The 22,313-nt window shown below is 50.8% G+C and carries 19 protein-coding genes and 1 riboswitch; of the genes, 10 read left to right on the top strand and 9 right to left on the bottom strand.

The annotated features are described in order from the left end of the window. Positions 1-18 precede the first annotated feature (18 nt). Together tca_RS03630 and tca_RS03625 are read left to right on the top strand one after the other, a co-directional pair. Complete coding sequence (locus tag tca_RS03630; RefSeq protein ID WP_010876410.1) at positions 19-1,146, top strand: DUF362 domain-containing protein; 1,128 nt, start codon at positions 19-21, stop codon at positions 1,144-1,146. Between the two features lie 149 nt (positions 1,147-1,295). Continuing rightward, the gene (locus tca_RS03625) at positions 1,296-1,709 is read left to right on the top strand and encodes a secondary thiamine-phosphate synthase enzyme YjbQ (protein WP_048060896.1); all 414 of its coding nucleotides are present in this window, start codon (positions 1,296-1,298) and stop codon (positions 1,707-1,709) included. Positions 1,710-1,724: 15 nt separating this feature from the next. On the opposite strand, the gene pheT is transcribed toward tca_RS03625, so the two are convergent. Further along, on the bottom strand, positions 1,725-3,380 hold the full coding sequence (gene pheT / locus tca_RS03620) for a phenylalanine--tRNA ligase subunit beta (RefSeq protein WP_286709155.1): 1,656 nt from the start codon (positions 3,378-3,380) through the stop codon (positions 1,725-1,727). A gap of 224 nt (positions 3,381-3,604) precedes the next feature. Between pheT and tca_RS03615 the strand changes: the two genes are divergently transcribed. Further along, positions 3,605-4,492 (top strand): hypothetical protein, encoded by an 888-nt coding sequence (locus tag tca_RS03615; RefSeq protein ID WP_286709154.1) that lies wholly within the window; start codon positions 3,605-3,607, stop codon positions 4,490-4,492. A gap of 116 nt (positions 4,493-4,608) precedes the next feature. On the opposite strand, the gene tca_RS03610 is transcribed toward tca_RS03615, so the two are convergent. Then, positions 4,609-4,968, bottom strand: coding sequence for a hypothetical protein (locus tag tca_RS03610; RefSeq protein ID WP_048175483.1), 360 nt, complete (start codon positions 4,966-4,968; stop codon positions 4,609-4,611). A 143-nt stretch (positions 4,969-5,111) separates the two neighbouring features. On the opposite strand from tca_RS03610, the gene valS reads away from it, so the two are divergent. The 4 genes from valS to nth all read left to right on the top strand — a co-directional run bounded on the left by valS (position 5,112) and on the right by nth (position 10,244). After that, positions 5,112-7,745 carry a valine--tRNA ligase gene (valS, locus tag tca_RS03605; protein WP_048060895.1) on the top strand — a complete coding sequence of 878 codons (2,634 nt, stop codon included), beginning with the start codon at positions 5,112-5,114 and terminating at the stop codon, positions 7,743-7,745. Between the two features lie 29 nt (positions 7,746-7,774). Further along, positions 7,775-9,034, top strand: coding sequence for a 3-phosphoshikimate 1-carboxyvinyltransferase (aroA, locus tag tca_RS03600; RefSeq protein WP_010876404.1), 1,260 nt, complete (start codon positions 7,775-7,777; stop codon positions 9,032-9,034). A 66-nt stretch (positions 9,035-9,100) separates the two neighbouring features. Next, complete coding sequence (locus tag tca_RS03595; protein WP_010876403.1) at positions 9,101-9,559, top strand: ATP/GTP-binding protein; 459 nt, start codon at positions 9,101-9,103, stop codon at positions 9,557-9,559. Positions 9,560-9,650: 91 nt separating this feature from the next. Beyond that, positions 9,651-10,244, top strand: a complete 594-nt coding sequence (gene nth, locus tca_RS03590) for an endonuclease III (RefSeq protein ID WP_143485759.1) — start codon at positions 9,651-9,653, stop codon at positions 10,242-10,244. 73 nt (positions 10,245-10,317) lie between these two features. Here nth and tca_RS03585 read toward each other — a convergent pair whose 3' ends face one another. After that, complete coding sequence (locus tca_RS03585; protein ID WP_286709153.1) at positions 10,318-12,495, bottom strand: DHH family phosphoesterase; 2,178 nt, start codon at positions 12,493-12,495, stop codon at positions 10,318-10,320. Between the two features lie 102 nt (positions 12,496-12,597). On the opposite strand from tca_RS03585, the gene tca_RS03580 reads away from it, so the two are divergent. The 3 genes from tca_RS03580 to tca_RS03570 all read left to right on the top strand — a co-directional run bounded on the left by tca_RS03580 (position 12,598) and on the right by tca_RS03570 (position 15,985). Continuing rightward, positions 12,598-13,368: a prenyltransferase/squalene oxidase repeat-containing protein gene (locus tca_RS03580; RefSeq protein WP_010876400.1), complete on the top strand. Its 771-nt coding sequence runs from the start codon at positions 12,598-12,600 to the stop codon at positions 13,366-13,368. A gap of 46 nt (positions 13,369-13,414) precedes the next feature. Beyond that, a complete protein-coding gene (locus tag tca_RS03575; RefSeq protein ID WP_010876399.1) occupies positions 13,415-14,566 on the top strand; it encodes an MFS transporter in 1,152 nt (383 codons plus the stop codon). A gap of 119 nt (positions 14,567-14,685) precedes the next feature. Further along, positions 14,686-14,748: riboswitch (Fluoride riboswitch) on the top strand. Positions 14,749-14,785: 37 nt separating this feature from the next. Further along, positions 14,786-15,985, top strand: a complete 1,200-nt coding sequence (locus tca_RS03570) for a sodium:proton antiporter (protein WP_010876398.1) — start codon at positions 14,786-14,788, stop codon at positions 15,983-15,985. A gap of 25 nt (positions 15,986-16,010) precedes the next feature. Here the strand turns inward: tca_RS03570 and tca_RS03565 are convergent, their stop codons facing one another. From tca_RS03565 to tca_RS03540, 6 genes are all read right to left on the bottom strand, one after another. Next, positions 16,011-16,499, bottom strand: coding sequence for a hypothetical protein (locus tca_RS03565; protein WP_010876397.1), 489 nt, complete (start codon positions 16,497-16,499; stop codon positions 16,011-16,013). Positions 16,500-16,574: 75 nt separating this feature from the next. After that, entirely contained in the window at positions 16,575-16,925 is a 351-nt protein-coding gene (locus tca_RS03560; RefSeq protein WP_010876396.1) for a VOC family protein, read from the bottom strand. A gap of 38 nt (positions 16,926-16,963) precedes the next feature. Further along, positions 16,964-17,338, bottom strand: coding sequence for a desulfoferrodoxin (locus tca_RS03555; protein ID WP_010876395.1), 375 nt, complete (start codon positions 17,336-17,338; stop codon positions 16,964-16,966). A gap of 10 nt (positions 17,339-17,348) precedes the next feature. Then, positions 17,349-17,933, bottom strand: coding sequence for a rubrerythrin (gene rbr / locus tca_RS03550; RefSeq protein ID WP_048060893.1), 585 nt, complete (start codon positions 17,931-17,933; stop codon positions 17,349-17,351). Positions 17,934-18,087: 154 nt separating this feature from the next. Beyond that, positions 18,088-20,115 carry a heavy metal translocating P-type ATPase gene (locus tca_RS03545; RefSeq protein WP_269889805.1) on the bottom strand — a complete coding sequence of 676 codons (2,028 nt, stop codon included), beginning with the start codon at positions 20,113-20,115 and terminating at the stop codon, positions 18,088-18,090. Then, positions 20,116-22,149 (bottom strand): thioredoxin domain-containing protein, encoded by a 2,034-nt coding sequence (locus tca_RS03540; protein WP_286709152.1) that lies wholly within the window; start codon positions 22,147-22,149, stop codon positions 20,116-20,118. Between the last annotated feature and the right edge of the window lie 164 nt (positions 22,150-22,313).

The following is a 22,313-nucleotide window of genomic DNA, read 5'->3' as shown; positions in this document are numbered from 1 at the left end:
TTCTGGAGCATCTGAAAGATGAAGGGGATAGCGGTATCAGAGTGCCATTCCTATGACCCTGAGGAGGTAAGGGAGTCGGTCACTGAGTGTATTGAACTTCTGGGAGGAGCCAGGAGGTTCGCATCCAGTGGGGACAGGGTTCTCCTTAAACCGAACATGCTCATGGCAGCATCACCGGAGAGGCACGTCACAACCCACCCATCAGTCATCGAGGCTGTGGCAGAGGTATTTCTGGACCTTGGGGCTGAGGTATCCATAGGTGACAGCCCCGGTGGTTCATTCAGGAATATAGAAAGATTCTGGAGGGCCACAGGCATACTTGATGTGTGCAGGAGACTGGATATTGAACCAGTGAATTTTGAGGCCTCTGGATCATACATTATGGGTTCAGGATATCCCATTTCAAGGCCGGTGGTGGACAGTGACCTTGTCGTCAACCTCCCCAAGCTGAAAACCCACAGCATGACCATATTCACATGTGCCGTTAAGAACATGTACGGTGCAGTGCCTGGATTCGGGAAGGCGGATTATCACAGGGAGCACCCCAGACCATCCGAGTTCGCAAGGAGGCTCCTTGAAATTTACCTCCTTACAGAACCAGCCCTCACCCTGGTTGATGGGGTTGTCGGGATGGAGGGAAACGGTCCATCGGGGGGAGACCCCAGGGACCTTGGAATCATCCTGGCATCAGAGGATGCCATTGCACTTGACGTATACATCCCCTGGCTACTGGGCATGGACCCCTTCAGGGTCCCTGTTAATGAGGCCGCCAGGAGAGAGGGACTCGCCCCGGATCCTGCCGAACTTGAAATTGCAGGGTATGAACCTGAAAGGGTGGATGACTTCAGGTGGCCATCAAACATCTATTACACCCTTGACCTCCTACCATCGGGCCTTGCACGCGCCATCAGGAAGCTCTGGTGGTCGAGACCTGCCATAGACCCTGAGAGGTGCAGGAACTGCAATGTCTGTGTTGAGAGCTGCCCGGTTGAGGCTCTGAAGGCGGGTGCAGTCATACCGGAGTTCGATTATTCCCGCTGCATCAACTGTCTCTGCTGCATGGAGGTATGTCCACACGCAGCATTCTATCAGGACAGGAGTCTCCTTTACAGGTTCACAGGCCTATTTTCAGGGGTGCTGAAGTAGCCAGCAATGCGGCTAGTATTCGCTTCAGACTGATCCATCAATTATCCAGCTCCAGTCCCATCAGAATCCCGCACTATCCCCTTCACTCCACACTTTCCCGGGTGAAGCTTTTATTAAAATGAGGGACATAAATGAAATGTGGTGTTTTTATGGAAGTCTATACACAGGAACTCCCCCTGAGGACATCCCGAAGGGTTGAGCTCATTGACATAACCTCCATGGTCTCGGGTGTTCTTGAGTCCTCAGGGATAAGGAACGGCATACTGAATGTCTTCTCAAGGCATTCAACATCAGCGATATTCATAAATGAAAATGAAAGCAGACTCCTCAGCGACATTGAATCCATGCTTGAGGGCACCGTACCGGTGGATGCATCCTATGGACACAACGCCATTGACAACAATGCCGACTCCCATCTGAGGGCCGTGCTCCTCGGGGGAAGCCAGACGGTTCCGGTTATCAACGGATCAATGGACCTTGGGACCTGGCAGAGCATCTTCTTCGCAGAACTCGACGGACCCAGAAACAGAAGGATAAGGGTATCAGTGGCTGGAAAGCCCTGAAAGTTCATATTCCATTTATTTCTCCTTAAATTCGATTTCAAGTGCAATAACAGGATATTCCAGGTTGAAGTTTGTTACAACCTCAGGATGGACCTCACCGAAGAATCCACCTATGGCTGAGGATTTGCCCTCAGATTCTATGGCTGCACATCTTCCCTCTATGAAGGATGGGTGTTCAAGGGGCTCTATCCTGAACTCGTAACCGAGGTTCTCAACCACAGCCGCTGCAAGGGACTTTATCTCGGTGAAACCTGCACTGGAGTGCGTGACTGCGCATGCAAGCTTCTTAACCACCCTGCTACGGGTCTCAGATTCAGGGTCAATGTACACCACATCCCCGACCTCGAATATCTTCTGTGGAAGATCCTCGTGCTTGTTGTCCTCGAAGAACTCAAGGAGGCCGTTGAGCAGACTCTTGCGGATCATGGTCCTGTCTTGGGAAATGGGCTGGGCAACCTCAACCCTTTCATCCTCCTCAAGCCTCATCCTCCTGTAGTGGCTCTCCTCACTGGTTAACATGAGGCTCATAACCTCCTGGAATCCGAGGCCCACCATGACCTCCCTTATAGACGCGTCTGCCCTGCTCCAGGTGTCCTCCTCTGCAATGGTCGCTATATCAGGAAGTTCGGGTTCAATCCTCCCTATGCAGTGCTGCACAGCTATGTTCTCAACAAGGTCAACCTCGTGGAGTATATCCACCCGGTAGGCGGGTATAACCGCAACCACCTCATCATCTGAGGTCCTCCGGGCGTCCATCCGGGCCTTCATGAGGAGATCCATGACCTCATCTGCACTGAGTTCAAGTCCGGTTATCCGTGAGGCTTCTGAGACAGATACCCTCATCTCACGTGGTGTGAGGTCTGGTAGATGCAGCTCTCCATCAGGACGCTTAACCCTCACCGAGCCTATCCTTCCACCCGCCTCTGCAAAGGATGTGCATATGATATTCAGGGTCTGTCTGACAGCCCTATCATCGGTTCCTGTGACATCCACAAGTATTCTGCGGGTGTTCACGGTTAACTTGGTGAGCTCCCCATTTATTATGGGGGGCATGGAGAGAACGTCCCCATTCTTATCTGTTATCAGGGGGTAACGGTCATGGTCCCGGAGGAGGTGGGCGTAACTGACACCCTTGGGGTGCTCCTCGAGTATTTCATGGGGTGTCATTTCACATACACTGTCAAGGGGTGTGAATGTGACTCCCTCCGGTTCAACGCCACTGTAGAGGAAGGGTGGCTCGACACGGTCAAGGTCATGGATACCTATGGCCACCTTCCTGCGGTCCCTGCCTATGACCCAGTGCAGGTCCTCCTGGAACTCCATGACCTGTTTAAGTTTTTTATCGGTGAACTGAACGTCCTCTATGACGGCCATTCCAAGGTATGGCCTCACATCAAGTACAGACTCATCTACTGTGACCTCCACCCCGGAGTCATGGACATCATAGGATGGCATACCCTTTTCAATTCCAAGGAATCCGCGGAGGCTCCTTGCAACACCCTCAACCGAGAGCAGGTCAGGACGGTTGGGAAAAAACTCCACCTTAATGCTTTCGTCATCAAAGTCCTCTATATCACTTCCCATCATCGGCAGAACGTCAAGGAGCTTCTCCCTATCAATATCAATGCCCAGTTCCTTCAGGTCATCGTAATCGAACGTTATAACAGGCATGGTGATCCTCCAGTAAATGTGATGTTTGAATGTTATCATGGTATCAAATAAATAATTAACCGCCACCAGCGAGTCCGTGGGTGTGGGCTGCATCAACGAGTCCACAGGCAAATAAATTATCTTAAGGATTTTCAGGGGTTGGTTTTTCCATTCCTCCGGCACACACCCGGTTATATATGCATCAAAATACAATTAAATATTAGAGATTTCTTGGGGGGTGTAATATGAATAAATACTGGGGGGTTGCTTTTCTGATTTTCCTTGCAATCTCCCTTGGAACGGCTTCAGCAGCCACTGAAAATGATACATGGAGTAGATGGGGGTCCAAAGGTAACCACTCCCATATTAAAGCCACCTCTAATTGCTGTTCAGTCATCGTCAACGTAAATGATACATGCGCGGTCTTCGCCTACCGGAGGGATTCGACCTACGCAGCGACCCTCAAAATCCAGAGGACGGTATGGAATGGCAGGGAGACCCTCAAGGAATACAAGACAACCAACGGTTACTTCTTCCACACAGTAATCTCAGAGGGCGGCTGGATGATGGGTGCCGGGGGGCCCGATATTGTATGGATAAACCGGGCACTTGAGTCCATTGGTGGTGACATTATCAGAAGGGGTAATGTGACCTCCTATGATATGAAGAGGGCCCACAGCCTTGTGAGAAGACTGGGACTCGGTCACTTTGTTATAAGAGGTCCAGGTGGACAGGCAGGAGTTTCAATTTACCGGAGGGGATATTCAAGGCTCTCAGTCTTCAGGTTGAAAAGTGGTGAATACCTGAGTGTCCCGAACAGCCCTTCATACTACCGGAGGGGCTACTATTCCAGGTGGAGCAGGGACCCACTGAAGGCCGCTGTTTATGTGGCAGGAACAGACAGGTGGGGTATTAACAGGAGAAACATACTGCTCTATGAGACATGTTCAGAGAAAAACTCAACATCTGTGAAGGTGCATGTAACCTTCGATGGAGGAAGTCTCATAGGAAGATACAGGGGAAGGCCTGATAACATACTGTTCCTTGGAAAATACATTTCAGCATCATCAATTCCCAGAATACCCAGAACAAGGTTCCTTGGCACTGTAAACCTTGCAAGAAGGATTAACTGATTAAAAAGGTATCCTGGGACTTCAGATGGACCTTATTTTACTTTTAGTTTCATGCCTGTAATCACCTATATCACGTATCAGCTCGTAAATGGTGTCCCTTTCATTTCATGATAGATTCAGGCTGCTGAGAAGATCATTATAAAGAAGAGGGATTCAACCGTGAAGTGAAGCGCCCTGTGGTACAGCCATCCATGATCAACCCCGCTCAGCTGGTGGTACAGATCAACAACCAGGTGTATTGTGGCTGCAAGGAACCCGATTTCGAGGGATAAAAACACGACCGACAGGATCACGAAGTGGAAAAGGGCCTCCAGACACTCGTGGACCAGCCAGAGCTGTATATTCGATGAGAATGTCTCCTTGAGAATCCCGGCCAGGAGTATGTAAAAGTCAAAGAACACATTCCAGAGTATCTTTGTATGTATCTCATCACTTATTGCAAGGAAAAGTGCTATGTAGAACCAGATTAACTCCATCGGTATTCACCATATGAGAACTTGCTTCCCCTTATTTCTCCTACAAGGTTAGAGTATTCAAACATCTTTATAAAGATTGGGTAGTGAATATTATCTATAACTACCGCAGCACTAATCACAGCTTCTATCAGGGAGAGAATAAGATGACCGATAATCAGATCCCGAAGGATTACAACCATAAAAACGAGGTTAAATGGCAGAAAAAATGGCAGGAAGAGGACATATACCGCTTCATAGGGTCAGGGACAAAGCCAAGGTACATTATAGACACACCACCACCCTACCCCACAGGTTCAATACACATGGGCCACGTGCTCAACTGGGTCTACATGGACATAATAGCCCGTTTCAAGAGGATGAGAGGTTTCGATGTTCTCTTCCCACAGGGATGGGACTGCCACGGCCTCCCAACGGAGGTTAAGGTCGAGGAGACCCATAACATCAAGAAGAGCGATGTTTCACGTGAAGAATTCAGGCGCCTCTGCGTGGAGCTCACACAGGAAAATATAAGGATGATGAAGGAGCAGATGCAGCGCCTTGGCTTCAGCCAGGACTGGAACCATGAATTTGTAACCATGACCCCCGAGTACATGAGGAGGACGCAGCTATCATTCCTCCGCATGTACAGGGATGGACTCATATACCAGGGTGTGCACCCGGTGAACTGGTGCCCGAGGTGTGAGACTGCAATAGCCTTCGCAGAGGTTGAATACATTGAGAATGAGACAAACCTCAACTACGTCAGGTTCCCTGTTGAGGGTGCAGATGAGCACATCACAATAGCAACAACAAGGCCAGAACTCATGGCTGCCTGTGTGGCCGTTGTTGTGCACCCCGATGATGAGCGGTTCAGGGAATTTGAGGACAAACTCATAGAGGTGCCCCTCTTTGGACAGAAGGTTAAACTCATAAAGGACCCTGAAGTGGACCCTGAATTCGGTACAGGGGCAGTTATGGTGTGCACATTCGGTGATAAAACCGACGTGAGCTGGGTCAACCGCCATGGACTTGACGTGATAGATGCAATAGACGAAAGGGGTTACATGACAGAGGCCGCAGGTAAATACCAGGGGCTTACCATAGCAGAGTGCAAGGAGAAGATAGTGGAGGACCTTGAGAATGAAGGCTTCCTCTTAAAGAAGGAGCCTGTCAGACAGAACGTTGGGACATGCTGGAGGTGCAAGACACCCATCGAGATCCTTGTCAAGAAGCAGTGGTTCGTGGCTGTCAAGAAACTCATACCCCAGGTTAGGGAAGCTGCAGAGGAGATGAAATGGGTACCAGGGCATATGAAGACAAGGCTCCTCAACTGGACAGGTTCAATGGACTGGGACTGGTGCATATCACGTCAGAGGATATTCGCAACACCCATACCCGTCTGGTACTGCAGTGAATGTGGCAGGGTCCACGTGGCCGATGAGGAGATGCTGCCAGTAGACCCCACAAGGGATGGACCCGGGATAACATGTGAATGCGGGAGTACAGAATTCATAGGAGAGGAGGACGTCCTTGACACATGGATGGACAGCTCGATATCACCCCTCTCAGTTGCAGGATGGCCCGATGAGTCCTACAGGGAACTCTTCCCAGCCGACCTGAGACCGCAGGGCCATGACATAATCCGTACCTGGGCCTTCTACACGATACTCAGATGCATGGCCCTCACAGGCGAGAAACCATTCAGTGAAATAGTTATAAATGGTATGGTATTCGGAGAGGACGGCCACAAGATGAGCAAGTCCCGTGGAAACGTAATAGCACCAGAGGAGGTCCTGGAGGATTACGGTGCCGATGCCCTGAGGTTATGGGCGGCAGGGAGCGTGCCGGGATCAGATGTCCCCTTCGCATGGAAGGACGTGAAGTATGGGTATAAGTTCCTGAGAAAATTCTGGAACGCCTTCAGATTCATAAGCATACACCTCACAGAGAACCCGGAGGTTGAAGCCAGACCCATGGACCGCTGGATACTCTCCAGGCTCATGAACCTGGTGGCTGAGGTAACAGAGAGCCTGGATGATTACAACTTCGCAGCAGCGGTTAACCGTGTCCAGACCTTCATCTGGCATGACTTCTGCGACGAATACATTGAGGCAGTGAAATACAGGCTCTACTCAGATGAGGATCCCGAATCAAGGATGGCGGCCCAGAACACCCTCAGAATGGTACTTGACACATGTCTGAGGCTCCTGGCCCCGGTGGCACCCCACTTCACAGAGGAGGTGCACCAGCACGTGGGAGAGGGATCCATACACCTGAGGGGCTGGCCAGAGCACATACCTGAAATCGTTGACCCTGAAATCGAGAGGAGCGGAGACCTTGCAGTTGAAATTATAGGAGAGATCAGGAGGTTCAAGTCCTCCTCCAAGATGCCCCTGAACGCACCACTCAAAGCAGCCACCATCTACACCGATAATGAATCCGCAGAAATGATAAAACCCTTCCTGGACGATATCGCAGGTACAATGAACATAGGTGATATCAGCCTCGTGGCTGGCAAACCCGAGATAACCGAGAGGGCCGTGGAACTTGAGCCAAGGATGGAAAAAATAGGTCCTGAGTTCAGATCAGATGCCCCAGCTATAATATCCTGGCTCACAGGTGCTGATCCCCATGAGGTCTACGAGGAGATCCAGAGGAACGGTGAAATCGAGGTCGAGGGTAACAGACTCACCATGGATCATATCAGCTTCAGGAAGGAGGTCATCGGAACAGCAGGCGAGAGGGTAGATGTTCTAAACCTGGACGAACCAGAGGTCATAATTGAAATAGTGCGCTGATCCATCTGGAGGTATCTGCAGGTGTTTTTATGGATCTCACAGTTGAAAAATCAGGTAACCTTGAAGGAACCGTTAAGGCACCCCCATCGAAGAGCTACACCCACCGGGCAGTCATAATCGCAGCACTGGCAGAGGGGGTATCAGAGATCAGGGACCCACTCATAGCCGAGGACACCCTTTCGTCCCTGAACGCCTGCAGGGCCTTCGGCATAAGGGTTGATGAGGGGGATGCCTGGACCGTGCATGGAAGCGGAGGGGAACTTGAAACCCCTGATGACGTTATCTATCTGGGGAACTCTGGCACAACCCTCCGCCTCATGACCTCTGTGGCTGGCCTTGCAGAAAACTACACGGTACTCACAGGGGACGAATCCCTCAGAACAAGGCCAATGCAGCCACTCCTTGATGCCCTGAGACCCCTCGGTGTCGAGGCACTGTCATCACGGATGAATGGACTTCCACCGATTATCGTAAGGGGTGGTTTAAGGGGTGGCAGTACATCCATCAGGGGGGATGTCAGTTCACAGTTCATATCATCCATCCTCATCGCAGCACCCCTCACCGAGGGTGTTGAAGTGATGGTGGAGGGCGACTTCATCTCAAGGCCCTACGTTGACATGACAGTTGATGTGATGGAGAGGTTCTCTGTCCCCGTTGATTACTCCGAAGGCACCTTCCGGGTTGAACCAGCAGTTTACAGGGGACTGGACTACACGGTTGAGGGTGACTACTCATCAGCATCCTACCTTGCAGGGGCGGTGGCTGCTGCAGGTGGGGATGTCCTCATCGAAAACCTCTTCAGGGATTCGAGGCAGGGAGACCGCATCATACTGGACATAATCAGTGATATGGGGGCCGAGGTAAGGAGGGGGGAGGACCACGTCAGGATAGCCTCCACCGGTGAGCTCTCTGGGGTCTCCGTCAACCTCCACGACGCCCCCGACCTCCTGCCAACGGTGGCTGTCCTCGGGGCCCTTGCAACTGGCCGGACCGAGATAGGCGGTGTTGAACATGCAAGGTACAAGGAAACAGACAGGATAAGCACATGCGCTGCTGAACTCAGAAGACTTGGAGTGGATGTCACCGAACTTCCCGATGGGATGATCATAGAGGGAGGTGCCTCCGGGGGGACTGTCTGGTCCCATGGTGACCACAGACTTGCAATGGCCTTCACACTCATAGGCCTCAGGGAGGGTATAACTATAAGGGATGCAGAGGTTTTCAGCGTATCATTCCCTGATTTCCCAGAGAGGATGATGCAGATTGGTTGCAGAATGAATTTATCCTAAAATATATAAAATAGGGTTAACCCATATTCAAATGTTAGACTAACTGAATGACTGTGAGTTGATTATATGAAGAAAGCCAAGGAGACAAAGGTTGTAATCTTTGGAGATTATGATACCGGTAAAACAACAACCCTTGAACAGCTCTGTGATAAGATAACCAAGGTTGAATACAAGGGCACAACACTTGCACTTGATTATGGTAACTGCATTGTTAATGGTGAGAAGATACACCTCTTTGCAACACCCGGCCATGAGAGATTCAAGTTCATGCTTGAGATAATATCAAACGGCCTTGACGCTGCAATAATAGTTGTTGATAACTCAAGGGGCGTCACCCTGGCGGAGAAGGAAATAATGGCTGAACTTGATGAGAAAAACATACCCTACGTTGTATTCTCAAATAAACAGGACCTCGATGATTCTGAACTGGAAATAGACTCCGAAGTGGAGGTATTCCCTACAGTTGCAACGGAGGGCAGTGGGCTCATGGAGGGCCTTGAAGTTCTACTTGAAAAGCTCAACTGATTTCATCTTTTTTTCTCAGGATAAACTTTTTTCTGGTGATCTCATCAAGGATATTGATGCCATAATTGGGGGTCTGAGGAGTGTATACTCCATGAGGGTCTTTGAGGACCGTGACCCCTACCGCGTACTTATAAGGACCATCCTGTCACAGAGGACAAGGGATGAGAACACCGATGAGGCCACAGCCAGTCTCTTTGAGAGGTACCCCTCCATTGAGGATGTGGCCTATGCACCCCTCGAGGAAATCGAAGCCCTCATCAGGAAGGCAGGCTTCTATCATGTGAAGGCCAGGAGGGTGAGGGAGGTTTCCAGGATAATCCTCGAGGAATATGATGGTAAGGTGCCGGATGACATCAACGAGCTCCTGAAACTCCCCGGGGTGGGCAGAAAGACAGCCAACTGTGTCCTGGTCTATGCCTTTGGCAGGCCAGCCATACCGGTGGATACCCATGTCCATAGGATATCCAACAGGATAGGACTTGTGGATACCAGGACCCCCGAGGAGACCGAGAGGGCACTGATGAAGGTGATTCCCAGGGAATACTGGATAGAGCTCAATGACCTCATGGTACAGTTCGGCCAGGACATATGCAGGCCTCTGGGTCCACGCCATGAGGAGTGCCCCATAGCAGATCACTGCGACTATTACTTCAGGATTAAGGAAGAGGGCAAAAAGAAAGTTTAGGCCATGCTCCAGAAAATTTAACGCCACTCATGGCTCCATGCCCTGTTTCAATCTTATTTAGTGGTCAGAGGGATCACCCCTTAAGGGCTGCAACCTTCTCTGCAAAGGCTGATAGCACCTTCTTTGAGAGTCCCTCAATATACTTGAGTGAACCGGCACATTCATGGCCACCACCATCTATCACTGCCTCTGGGATCTCCTCTGCGAGTTCCCAGACTATCTCGTTGAGGTTAAATCCAAATTTCTCATTGACAGCATCAGTGGCCCTTATAACACCGAAGTCAGGTCCGTAGGCCAGGGTGATTATGGGTGTGTCCTCACCATGCTTCTGGACCATGTAATCATGGACGAATCCACAGGTCTTCCCCGGGGCAGGGAATGTGAAGCGGTGTGAGTACTTCTCAACATCCAGGACATTGAAGAGTATCCCGTTGGGCAGCCTTGTGGATTTGAGGTTGGGTATGGCTGCCCTGAGCTGGGTGTCAACCTTCCTCTCGTATTCCCTGTAGAGCGCATCAACCAGTTTCTTGTGTTTATCAAGACTTCCAAGCCCAAGTATGGTGTCGATGATGCCCCTCCCGTTCATGAACCTGAGGTAGAAGGCCTCGAAGTCTATACATGCGGCGATCCTTTCAAGGTCCTCCCTTTCATAGCCGCGCTCTGCTGCAAGTTCAATGTAGGCCTCGGCCTCAGGGGAGTTCGCATGGTCACCAACCGCAGCGATACCAGGGAGATGGAGAATCCTCTCTGCAATTTCAGGGTTTATCATCTTGGCTATCTCCACTGACAGCGCCCCCGCAGTTATCTGGGAGTCGCCACCGACCAGGTATGGATTCACGTGGGTGTCAACATATTCATCAACCTCAACACGTCCATCCTGGACCTCGCCAGGGTAGTGGTGGTCCACAACCACGATTTCAATGTCATATATCTTGGCCTTCATGAGGGCAAGTATATCCTCCTCTGTCGACCCGTTATCAAGCAGTACAAGGAGCGGCAGTTTCTGCCCGTGCCTCTCGAGGTCCTCCAGGGCATATGAGAGGTCCTTCACAACGTCCTCGAGTTCATAGAAGGGTGCCTTGCTGGGGGCCCTCTTGAAGTAGTGCCACTCAGCATCTGTGCTGGGGTTGAGGTCACGGAGGAGGGGTAAAACAGCCTTTTCAATGGCAACACCGGCACAGATACCATCAGCGTCTGCATGGTGTCTCACAAGGATGGATCTTCCATCATAGACGGCCCTCCTTATTGCCTTGGCCGCCTCCACAAGTTTTGGTCTTAATTTTTCCAGGGTTTCGCTTTCAATTAAGAGGTCCTTTCTTTCTGGTTCAGCCCTCCTGTCTATGGCCTCATCGATGAGCCGCCTGGCTTCCGCAGCTTCATTACCTATGAGGCGTTCAATTGACTCGGATTCGATCTGAATCTTTCCTGTGTGCTGGTTAACCTCTCCTATAACCTCAACTATGTGGCCGATCTGTATGTGGGGGTAGACCCTTATACCTGGCTCATCGAAGGCCGCAGCCCATGTGGTCCCGGTTTCATCGGATACCGTGAATATGGTTGGACCGGATGTCTGCTGGATCTGAATGACCTCCCCCACTATCCGCACGGTTTTACCAAGGCTCTTTGTATCTATGTCTGCTATCCTCGTCCTTGGCAGGTCCTTCTTTAACTTGATAACCTCGTAGGGCCCCTTTATACTGGCCGGGATCATGTCCACCTCGCCCTTGTAGGGTTTCACCTGGGATACCCTGACGAATAGTTCATCCCCCACCTTGTAGTCTGGGAACAATCCCCTCATGAGTCCCCAGACGTGGCTGTTGAGGCTCACAAAGACCCCATATTTTTCAACCCTGGTTATCTTCCCACGGTATATGCTTCCAACCTCGAGGTCGTCCATTGTGCATGCAGGGTGGAGGATGTAGACCTTCTCCTTCTTCTGACATTCCGGGCAGTACTCATCCCTACCCTTTATCATCCTTCCACATGATGGGCAGATGTTAACCTCACCCTTACCGCCACAGGTGGGGCAGGTTTCCCTCACCTCCACCTCACCCTTACCCCTGCATACCTCACAGGGGACCTCATGGGAGTCCTCGAGGTCGAACCTCTGCCTTGCACTGTTTGAAACACCCTTGAAATGATCCTTTATATCCTCTGTTGATCTGAAACCTGTTCCATGGCATGCGCTGCATATCTTGTAACTCTTAACACGGTAACCTTTACCCTTACATTCATTACATGACTGAATCATGGTATTCCTCATAGAAACGATTTATTTAAATGATAAATGTTAGGTTTATTATATTAAACTGGAATCCATATATATTTGTGTGCCCTGAGAGGGAGGTTATGAATGTTTGATCCCCCAGCACTGAAAAATTCGGTCATAAGTTTTCTCAATAAAAGGAGACATTCCAGCGGCGGTTACACACTCTATGAGGGACTGCCAGATTCAAAGAACACCTACTATGCCATCAGGTCCTTCGAGGTCCTTGACCATGAGCCGCCCCGGCTTGAGGAGACCCTGGACTGGCTCGAGGATGTCCACAGGGGAGGGACCTTCGCTGCCCAGGGACTCTTCTACAGGTGCAGTATCCTCAGGGATTATGGCAGGAACTTTGAAATACCTGAGAAATTCACTGAGATGCTGAGGACATCATACAGGAAATCAAGCCTTGAGATAACCTTCTACATGGACTCCGTCCTCAGGATGCATGGGGAATACCTTGATGAAATACCGGAATGGGTCCTCTCAATTCAGAATGAGGATGGGGGATTCGGTGCCTATGGTTCAGATATAATCAACACCCGCTTTGCCCTTGAGATACTCAACGGCCATGGCATGAAGATTCCGGGCGATGAGGTCCTTCAGTTCACAGACTCCTGCTTCTCGGATGGTGCCTGGAACTTCACACCCATATCATATCCACCATACATTGAAACCGTCCATTCGGGGTTCCGCATCAATGAGATCCTGAGGGGTAAGGTGAGTGATGTCACACGGTTTATAATGAAAATAAGGAATCCCGATGGTGGTTTCAGGAGGTCCGTCTATATGGGGATATCTGAACCGGAGTACACCTACAGGGCAATTTACATGCTGGCCAGTATTCATGGATGGTGAAACACTGCTCGCATGCTGAGGAAATCTTGTTGAAGGGAGTACCATCATGAGGAAATCAACGGTATTCATTGTAATCCTCGGAATCGTGAGCCTCTTCGCTGATATGACCTATGAGGGTGGTAGGGGGATAACGGGTCCATTTCTGGCTTTTCTGGGTGCAAGCGCATTCATGGTTGGATTTGCAGCCGGTTTCGGGGAGCTATCTGGATACCTTGTGAGGTTTCTCTCGGGCTACATCTCTGATAGAACCGGGAGGTACTGGCTCATAACCTTTGCCGGGTACCTTATCAACCTCCTTGCAGTTCCCCTCCTTGCATTTGCAGGTAACTGGCAGGTTGCGGTTTTGCTGATCATACTTGAGAGGCTCGGTAAGGGCCTCAGGACACCACCAAGGGATGCAATGCTATCCTACGCCTCCTATGATATGGGTCATGGAGCCGGATTCGGGTTGCATGAGGCCCTGGATCAGATAGGTGCAGTTGCAGGTCCCTTAATGGTCTTCATTGTTCTTGCATCCGGCGGAGGCTACCGGGAGGGCTTCCTGGTTCTCCTGGCACCCGCCACTATAGCCATTGCAGTACTTGTCACCGGTTACCTCATGTTCCCGAGGCCCTCTGAACTTGAAGCATCAGGAGAAATTGATTACAGAGATTTCAGGGGGGCTTACTGGCTTTACCTTGCCTCGGTATGCTTCGTTGCCCTGGGGTATGCTGATTTCCCACTGATCGGATATCACCTTGGAGTCAGGAGTGTTCTGGATCCCTCAAACATCCCCATTATATATGCACTCGCAATGCTCACCGATGCCCTCTCAGCCCTGGTATCTGGCAGATACTTCGACAGGTACGGTTTCAGGGTGATGGCCCTCGCGGTTCTCGTTTCAATGTTCTATGCACCCCTCTCATTCCTTGGAGGTTCATGGGCTGCAGTTATGGGTGCTGTACTCTGGGGTGTGGGCATGGGGGCCCAGGAGTCTGTTATGAGGGCGGCTGTTTCTGCATTCTCATCTCCGGAGAGGAGGGGCTCTGCCTACGGTACATTTAACACCATCTTCGGCGTGGCATGGTTTTCAGGAAGCCTCATCATGAGTTACCTCTATGGACTCTCTGTACCGGGACTTGTGGCATTCTCGATCATCACACAGTCCGCAGCTCTGGTCATTCTTCTTGGACTTGAAGGATTCAGGTCTGCTGGTTAAATGCCTTCTCCTGGAACATGAATTCCCTGGTCCCGGAGATTTTCCACTTTTTTATACTAACTGAAAGGTCATGTTCAGCATTCATAAAGTATATAATGGATAAATATGGAGATAAATTACATCCTGCAGGTGATGGAGTCCACCTTTAACCGCTTTTTCTGGCTGATGACTCCTGCATAATAATGTGGGAGAAACTTTCCTCAAACTGGAGGTATAAATTTGGAGTACGTTGCATTTAGCGTAGCTGTTATCATACTACTTGGTCTTCTATTCAACAGGGTTTTCACCAGGGCAAGGCTCCCGGGAATCCTGGGGATGCTGATACTGGGTATCCTTATAGGCCCCCATGGATTGAACCTCATATCAAAGAGCATAATGGATATATCCCCCGACCTCAGGGTTATAGCCCTCATAATAATCCTTCTGAGGGCAGGGTTTGGTATAAACCTCGAGAGCCTCAGGAAGGTGGGAATGACTGCAGTCAAGATGAGCTTCATCCCGGACGTCTTTGAGGGCCTTGCGGTGATGGTGGCCTCACACTACATACTTGGACTTCCCATCATTGAGGCGGGTATACTGGGCTTTGTTATAGCCGCAGTCTCACCGGCAGTCATAGTTCCCCAGATGCTCTCATTCATTGAGAGGAGGATGGGAACAGCCAAGGGCATACCCACGATTATACTGACGGGGGCATCAGTTGATGATGTTGTTTCAATAACGCTGTTCTCTGTATTCCTCGGCATATATCAGGGACAGCAGGTTAATCTCCTTGTCGAGGCCATTGGAGTTCCACTATCAATCCTGACGGGGATAACTGGAGGCCTTGCACTTGGTCTTGCCCTGGTATATCTCTTCAGGAGGTTTGAGATAAGGAACACCGAGAAAACCCTCATAATCCTAGGTGCAGCCATCCTCCTCAAGAACATGGGGGACCTTATTAGCACCTATCTCCCGATAGCCGCCCTTGTGGGTGTCATGGTGGTGGGACTTGTCATCCTGGAGAGGATGCCCGAGACTGGACTCAAATTATCTGAGAAGTTCAACAAGGTCTGGATATTCGCGGAGATACTACTCTTCGTCCTTGTAGGTGCACAGGTGGATGTGAGGCTCATATTCCATGTCGGCCTTCTGGGACTTGCAGTGATCACCGCTGGACTGATGGTGAGGAGTATCGGTGTCCTGCTCTCCCTCAAGGGAACGGATCTTAACCTTAAGGAGAAGGTGTTCTGCATATCGGCGTACATACCAAAGGCCACAGTCCAGGCAGCTATAGGAGCAATACCCCTTGCTGCTGGAGTGGCTGCCGGTGAAACAATACTCGCAATGGCTGTACTTGCCATCCTCTTCACAGCACCCCTCGGATCCCTGGCTGTGAAATGGACAGGTGAGAGGTTCCTGGAGGTTGAAAGGGGGAATTAAAAATGACTTGGATGAGTCTGATCGTTTAGCTGAATTTTTCCGGATTTTTTTTCACAATTTCCATCCTTTCACTTTCAAGCTCCTTTGCGGTCCTCATGTAGCTGTTTGCCATTTCAATGTTGGAGTTACCGTTTCCTGTTTCATTGATACTGAACATCTGGATGGCATTTTTAAGTTCAATGGTTGCGTTTATCTTGGCCTCAAGTTCAGATACAAGGAGTTCGAGGTAATTAACAATTACCGGGTCTGCACCGTTCCTGGCATAGCCCAGGGCCTCCGATGCAAGGTCCCTGGCGGACCTGTACTCTGAAGCTGCGAGTTCACACTTTGATAGTGCCTCATCGAGTTTGAAGCTGTTGGCTGCAATGGCGGATTCATTGAAATAGGAGTCACCCTTCTTTATATGGTCGTTTATCTCGGGCACCAGCTGGTTTATGCTGCCGTTTCCCGAGTTTATACACCCACTCACAGCCACAACGAGAATTAAAAGGCTGATAAAATGGATACGCTTCATGTTGGATTTCTTTATATTCTGGAAAATAAAAGTTTTGGGGTTCAGGATGTTTCAGAGTGACGATTTATTTATTGATTAACGGTGCTCAATCAGGGCTATACGGACTCCATTCGGGTCCTCAATGAATGCCAGGAGCCCCACCGTTATTGGTGTCGGTTCCATAAGGACCCTTGCTCCACGCGATCTCAGATCATTCAGGGTGGCTTCGAGGTCATCGACCTCCATTCCTATTGAAAAGAATCCGGGTTTATCGGTGGGGTTTTTGATCAGCTCCACCATGGCTTCTCCTTCACCCCTCAGGATTGTTATCTCTCCGCTGGCTCCAAGATCGTAATGGCTGTCTACAGTGAACCCCATCACATCCCTGTAGAATTTAACAGACTCCTCCATCTCATCAACTATTATGGTGGCATACTTAATCTTCACATCGGGACCTCCTGGCTAAAAAAAGGTAATCCTGTGTCTCAGTACCAGAGACCATGTATATTGCAGTAGATCCTCACCATGAAGTCTGAAGCCATCTCAACAGGGAACTCTGCCTCTGGATTGTCTCCAGGGTTCAGGTCCTTCCTGTAGACCATGTCTCCGGCAATAACCTCTATCCACTGGATGTGGTGGTTCTCCTCCATGGGGTGTGGAACCTCACCCACCTTAACCCTGATGCCAGTACCGGTTTCTTCGACCACCGGGACATGCTTCTCTGGTCCAACATCGGTTCTTCTTGCAACCAGTAGTTCCATGGGCTGATTACAGCATACAAGCTGTCCAGCTCCGGGGTTAAGGACTTCAACGATATTTCCGCAGACGTTGCATCTGAATATCTGGTTGGTTTCTGTCATTGGTGACCCTTCAGTAGTCCTCACATTTCACCTGGAAGTATCTGGACGGATGGTCACATGATGGACACTTCTCAGGTGGTTCTGTTCCCTCATGGACGTAGCCGCATTTTCTGCAGACCCAGGTCACGGGTTCATCCTTCCTGTAAACCTTACCTGTCTCAACCAGCTTGAGGAGCTTTCTGTAGCGTTCCTCGTGGTGTTTCTCTGCCTCGGCTATTGCTCTGAGCCTCTTTGCAATTTCAGGGTATCCCTCCTCCTCTGCCACATCAGCAAATTCAGGGTACATCTCGCTGTTCTCATAGTGCTCACCCTCAATGGCTGCTATGAGGTTCTCATCTGTGGTTCCAAGTGTGAGGGGAGCCTCCGCATCTACCACGATTGAGCTGAGGTCCTCACCGACCTCCTTTTTGAGGTCATTTATCAGGCGGAAGAGCCACTTGGCATGCTCCCTCTCATTATCCGCCGTGGTCAGGAATATCTCGGATATCTGCTCAAATCCTTCCTTCTTGGCGATTTTGGCATAGAAGGTGTACCTGTTCCTTGCCTGGCTCTCACCAATAAAGGCCTTTGTAAGGTTTTCAAGGGTTCTTTTCATTTTCTTCACCCATCCTTTTTACATAGGATACTATGTAGAACATCATATTAAATCCTTTCATTTTATGTCTGGCAGCTGCTGAGGCATGGATTTTGATGGTACGTGGTTGAGGGAATGAAATGTCTAAGCCCATTTTTGTTGCTTAGACATGGATTTAACGGCCGCTCTGCCCACTGAAGCTGAAGGTCCTTGCGTTCAGGGCGACTATGACGGTGCTCAGTGACATCAGGATGGCTCCCATGGCGGGACTGAGGATGATACCCTGCCCGTAGAGGACTCCTGCCGCCAGAGGGAGGGCTATGACATTGTATCCTGTGGCCCAGATGAGGTTCTCCTTCATCTTGCTGTAGGTGGCTGCTGCAAGATCCATCAGGTCCACAACGTCAAGGGGGTTGCTCCTCACAAGGACAACATCGGCACTCTCGATTGCAACATCCGTTCCGGCCCCTATTGCAACACCAATGTCTGCCTGTACAAGGGCCGGGGCATCGTTGACACCATCACCGACCATTACAACCCTCAGCCCCTCCTCCTGAAGCTTCCTTATTTCATCATACTTCTCAATGGGTATGAGCTCAGCCATGTAATCGTCTATACCAACCTCTGAGGCCACCCACCCAGCCACTGCACTGCTGTCACCTGTTAACATGAGGCACCTGACACCCCTTGATCTGAGGATCCCCACAGCCTCCCGGGCCTCGGGCCTTATCATGTCTGCAAGGGCGATGCAGCCCCTTAGTTCATCATCCACAATCACAAATACGGTGGTCTTGGCCTGACCTATCAGTTCATCAACCCGGGGGTCACTGATGCTGAAACCAAGCTCCTCTGTGTAGCCGTAACTGAGCACCTTCACCACTGAGCCGTTAACATGCCCCATCACACCCCTGCCCTCAAGTGAGTTGAAGTTCTCCACCGGAAGGACCTCAGCAACGGCTTCAACTATCCCCCTTGCTATGGGGTGGCTTGATCCTGATTCAACGGCCGCGGCGTAGGATAATATTTCTCCCTCATCCATTTCAGGGTCAAAGGATATAACATCGGTTATTCCAAGCTCACCCATGGTGAGTGTCCCTGTCTTGTCAAATACAACCACATCAGGGTCCCGGGCATTCTCAAAGGATTCACGGTTCCTTATGAGTATACCCCTCCCTGCGGAGATGGCTGTTGAGACGGCTATAACGAGGGGTATTGCAAGTCCCAGTGCATGGGGGCAAGCGGTGACCATGAGGGTGACGGCCCTTTCAAGGGAGAAGAATACGTCCATCCCCAGCCAGGACCAGGCGATGAAGGTTAGAAGCCCACCGAGGAGGGCGATGGAGGTTAACCAGAAGGCGGCTTTGTCCGCAAGGACCTGTGTCCTTGTCCTGCCCTCCTGGGCTCTGCCCACGAGTTCAATGATCTGGGAGATGAAGGACTCCTCACCCACACGTTCAACCTCCACCGTGAGGGACCCCCCAGTGTTTATGGAGCCCCCGATGACACCATCCCCCGGCACCTTCTTTATGGGCCTTGATTCCCCTGTCAGCAGTGATTCATTGACATGGGACTCCCCCCTGATGACGGTCCCATCTGAGGGTACCCTCTCACCGGACCTCACAACCACAATGTCACCTGGTTTGAGGGTGCTCACATCAACGTCCTCAACCTTGCCGTCAACCACCAGGTGGGCCCTCCTGGGCAGCAGTCCTGCAAGCCTCTCAACAGCCCCTGATGCACTCATTATGGATCTCATCTCGATCCAGTGACCCAGGAGCATAACATCTATCAGTGTGACGAGTTCAACAAAGAATACCATTCCCTCGAGGCCCAGAATCACCCCGAGGCTGTAGGTGTATGCCACTGTTATTGCAACTGCAATGAGTGTCATCATACCGGGGGTGCGTGATGATAGCTCACGCAGGGACCCCCTGAGGAAGGGGTATCCCCCATACAGGAATATTGCTGATGATAGAATGAGCACCAGAAATTCGCTGCCCTCAAAACTGAACAGGACGTTGCCAGTTGGAAGCTCCCCTAAAAGGATCACGGGTATGGTCATGAGGAGGCATATGATGAACCTCCTCCTGTAGTCCTCCTCGTGGTGCCTGTGGCTGTCCATCATCTTACCCTTCTTCTCATGGTGCCCGTGGCTCTCCATAATTTCACCGGGACCTTTCTCATGGTCTTTCTGTCTGCCCATCTATTTCACCCCCAGGTACTCGATGACCCTTTCAGGGTCCTCTGCTGGCGGGTGGCATTTGCTGCCATCACAGAGGTAGTAGGTGCACCCATCACCCAGGGCCACCTTCTCATTGAGGTGTGCCGGGGCAAAGGACCAGTCACCTGATCCCCCCATAACTGTGAGGGTGAAATCCGGGATCAGGGTTTTCCTGAGAACTGCAGGTATTTCTGGTTCTCCACTGCAGACAACCACCAGGGACCTCCCACCATAAACTGCCCACTCTGCAGAGGACAGGAGGAAGGTGTGAGCCCCTGGAGACGATTCAACCCTCCTGGAGAAGGCTTTCAGTATCCCCCTGGCCTCCTCTATCAGTCCTTCATCCTCGAGGAGACCACCGAGCCTCAGAAGGTTCTGCATCTGAACAGAGTTACCTGATGGAATCGCCCCATCCATTGATTCCTTTGGCCTCACAATAACATCCGGATCATCTGTGAGATAAAAACCACCATCAGAGTCCCTGAAGTTATCCCTGAGGATCTCTGTGAGTTCAAGGGCCTTTCTGATGTACCCCTCCCGGAGGGTCGCATCATACATTTCAAGGAGACCCCATATCAGGAATGCGTAGTCATCCAGTTTCCCGTTTATGGCTGCCTCGCCATCCCTGTACCTGTGAAGTAGCCTTCCATCGGACATTAACCTGCCCTCAATGAATTCAAGGCACCCTTCAGCTGCCCTGAGGGATTCATCATGGTCAAGAACCCTGCTGCAGCGTGCAAGGGCACCGATCATCAGGCCATTCCAGTCTGTGAGCACCTTATCATCCACAGAAGGGGCCTCACGTTCAAGTCTTCTTTCAAGAAGGACCCTCCTTGCCTCCTCTATCCTCTCATTAAGTTCATCGAGGGTCAGATTGAACTCCTCTGCCACCCTCTCAGGGGAATCCACATGGAGTATGTTCGCACCCCTCACCTCGCCCCTGAAGTTACCATCCTCAAGAACATTGAAGTAGCGCATTACAAGGTCTGCATCATCACCGAGGGCCTCCTGTATCTCTGATGCCCTCCAGAGGTAGTAACCACCCTCAACACCACCGCTTTCAGCATCCACGGCCGAGTAGAATCCACCCTCCGGGGACTTGAGGTCCCTGAGGACATACTCTGAAATCTCAAGGGCGGTCCTCTGGTGGAGCTCATCACCCGTCACCTGGAAGGCCTCAAGGTAGGCTGTCATTGCGAGGGCCTGGTCATAGAGCATCTTCTCAAAGTGGGGTATCGTCCATGTTGGTTCAACAGCGTATCTGTGGAAACCGTAACCCAGCTGGTCATATATTCCACCGTACCTCATCCTCTCCAGGGTGAGTCTGACCATCTCAAGGGCCTCCCCCTCACCCCTCCGGAGGTGGTAGGTGAGGAGGAAGTGGATGTTGTGGGGAGTTGGGAATTTCTGCTGAGACCCGAAACCACCATTTTTCCTGTCAAAATTCCTCCTGAGGTACTCGTAGGCCATATCCACGGTTTCAGGTTTAATCTGGTATGAAGCGGGCTTTTCCTTCAGGGCCTCCACGACCTTCCTCGCGGTCTCAGCTATCCCGTCGGCGTCCTTCTTCCAGAGCATCACAACCCTCTCAAGGATCGTCTTAAGGCCCGGGACTCCACCCCTATCCTCTGGAGGGAAGTAGGTCCCTGCAAAGAAGGGTTCACCCTCGGGTGTCATGATGATCGTCAGGGGCCATCCCCCGGCACCTGTCATCATCTGGCAGACCCTCATGTAGATGGCATCAATATCCGGGCGCTCCTCCCGGTCCACCTTAACAGAAACAAAGTCTCGATTGAGTATATCTGCGATTTCAGGGTCCTCAAAGGATTCCCTTGCCATCACATGGCACCAGTGACATGTGGAGTATCCTATCGATAAAAATATGGGTTTCCTCTCTGCCAGGGCCTTTCTGAAGGCATCATCACCCCATGGATACCAGTTCACAGGGTTGTGTGCATGCTGCAGTAAATAGGGACTCTTCTCCTTTATGAGAGAATTGGTGTACTCATCTTTCATTGGTTCCCCCTCGTCATTATTTATGTTGATGGCGCTTTATTAATTGAGGGGTTGACTGTACCTCATTTCTTCAGTCACATTCTGCTTCACCTCTGTGTGGTATTTCATCTGGATTCGGTAGTAAGAAGACAGCAACCAGAGAGCTGCTTAATCTCTGCACTTCA

The organism is Methanothermobacter sp. EMTCatA1 (genome assembly GCF_002356395.1).
GTDB classification, from domain to species: Archaea; Methanobacteriota; Methanobacteria; order Methanobacteriales; family Methanothermobacteraceae; genus Methanothermobacter; species Methanothermobacter thermautotrophicus.
This window is presented reverse-complemented; position numbering and strand designations above follow the sequence as displayed.

What these genes read in the sequence shown, in the direction of transcription:
- tca_RS03585 (WP_286709153.1), bottom strand. Translation starts at nt 12,495, where the DNA reads ATGATTCAGTCATGTAATGAATGTAAGGGTAAAGGTTACCGTGTTAAG.
- rbr (WP_048060893.1), bottom strand. Translation starts at nt 17,933, where the DNA reads ATGAAAAGAACCCTTGAAAACCTTACAAAGGCCTTTATTGGTGAGAGC.
- tca_RS03615 (WP_286709154.1), top strand. Translation starts at nt 3,605, where the DNA reads ATGAATAAATACTGGGGGGTTGCTTTTCTGATTTTCCTTGCAATCTCC.
- aroA (WP_010876404.1), top strand. Translation starts at nt 7,775, where the DNA reads ATGGATCTCACAGTTGAAAAATCAGGTAACCTTGAAGGAACCGTTAAG.
- tca_RS03595 (WP_010876403.1), top strand. Translation starts at nt 9,101, where the DNA reads ATGAAGAAAGCCAAGGAGACAAAGGTTGTAATCTTTGGAGATTATGAT.
- tca_RS03610 (WP_048175483.1), bottom strand. Translation starts at nt 4,968, where the DNA reads ATGGAGTTAATCTGGTTCTACATAGCACTTTTCCTTGCAATAAGTGAT.
- tca_RS03575 (WP_010876399.1), top strand. Translation starts at nt 13,415, where the DNA reads ATGAGGAAATCAACGGTATTCATTGTAATCCTCGGAATCGTGAGCCTC.
- tca_RS03540 (WP_286709152.1), bottom strand. Translation starts at nt 22,149, where the DNA reads ATGAAAGATGAGTACACCAATTCTCTCATAAAGGAGAAGAGTCCCTAT.
- pheT (WP_286709155.1), bottom strand. Translation starts at nt 3,380, where the DNA reads ATGCCTGTTATAACGTTCGATTACGATGACCTGAAGGAACTGGGCATT.
- tca_RS03580 (WP_010876400.1), top strand. Translation starts at nt 12,598, where the DNA reads ATGTTTGATCCCCCAGCACTGAAAAATTCGGTCATAAGTTTTCTCAAT.
- tca_RS03625 (WP_048060896.1), top strand. Translation starts at nt 1,296, where the DNA reads ATGGAAGTCTATACACAGGAACTCCCCCTGAGGACATCCCGAAGGGTT.
- tca_RS03565 (WP_010876397.1), bottom strand. Translation starts at nt 16,499, where the DNA reads ATGAAGCGTATCCATTTTATCAGCCTTTTAATTCTCGTTGTGGCTGTG.
- tca_RS03630 (WP_010876410.1), top strand. Translation starts at nt 19, where the DNA reads ATGAAGGGGATAGCGGTATCAGAGTGCCATTCCTATGACCCTGAGGAG.
- tca_RS03555 (WP_010876395.1), bottom strand. Translation starts at nt 17,338, where the DNA reads ATGACAGAAACCAACCAGATATTCAGATGCAACGTCTGCGGAAATATC.
- valS (WP_048060895.1), top strand. Translation starts at nt 5,112, where the DNA reads ATGACCGATAATCAGATCCCGAAGGATTACAACCATAAAAACGAGGTT.
- nth (WP_143485759.1), top strand. Translation starts at nt 9,651, where the DNA reads ATGAGGGTCTTTGAGGACCGTGACCCCTACCGCGTACTTATAAGGACC.
- tca_RS03545 (WP_269889805.1), bottom strand. Translation starts at nt 20,115, where the DNA reads ATGGGCAGACAGAAAGACCATGAGAAAGGTCCCGGTGAAATTATGGAG.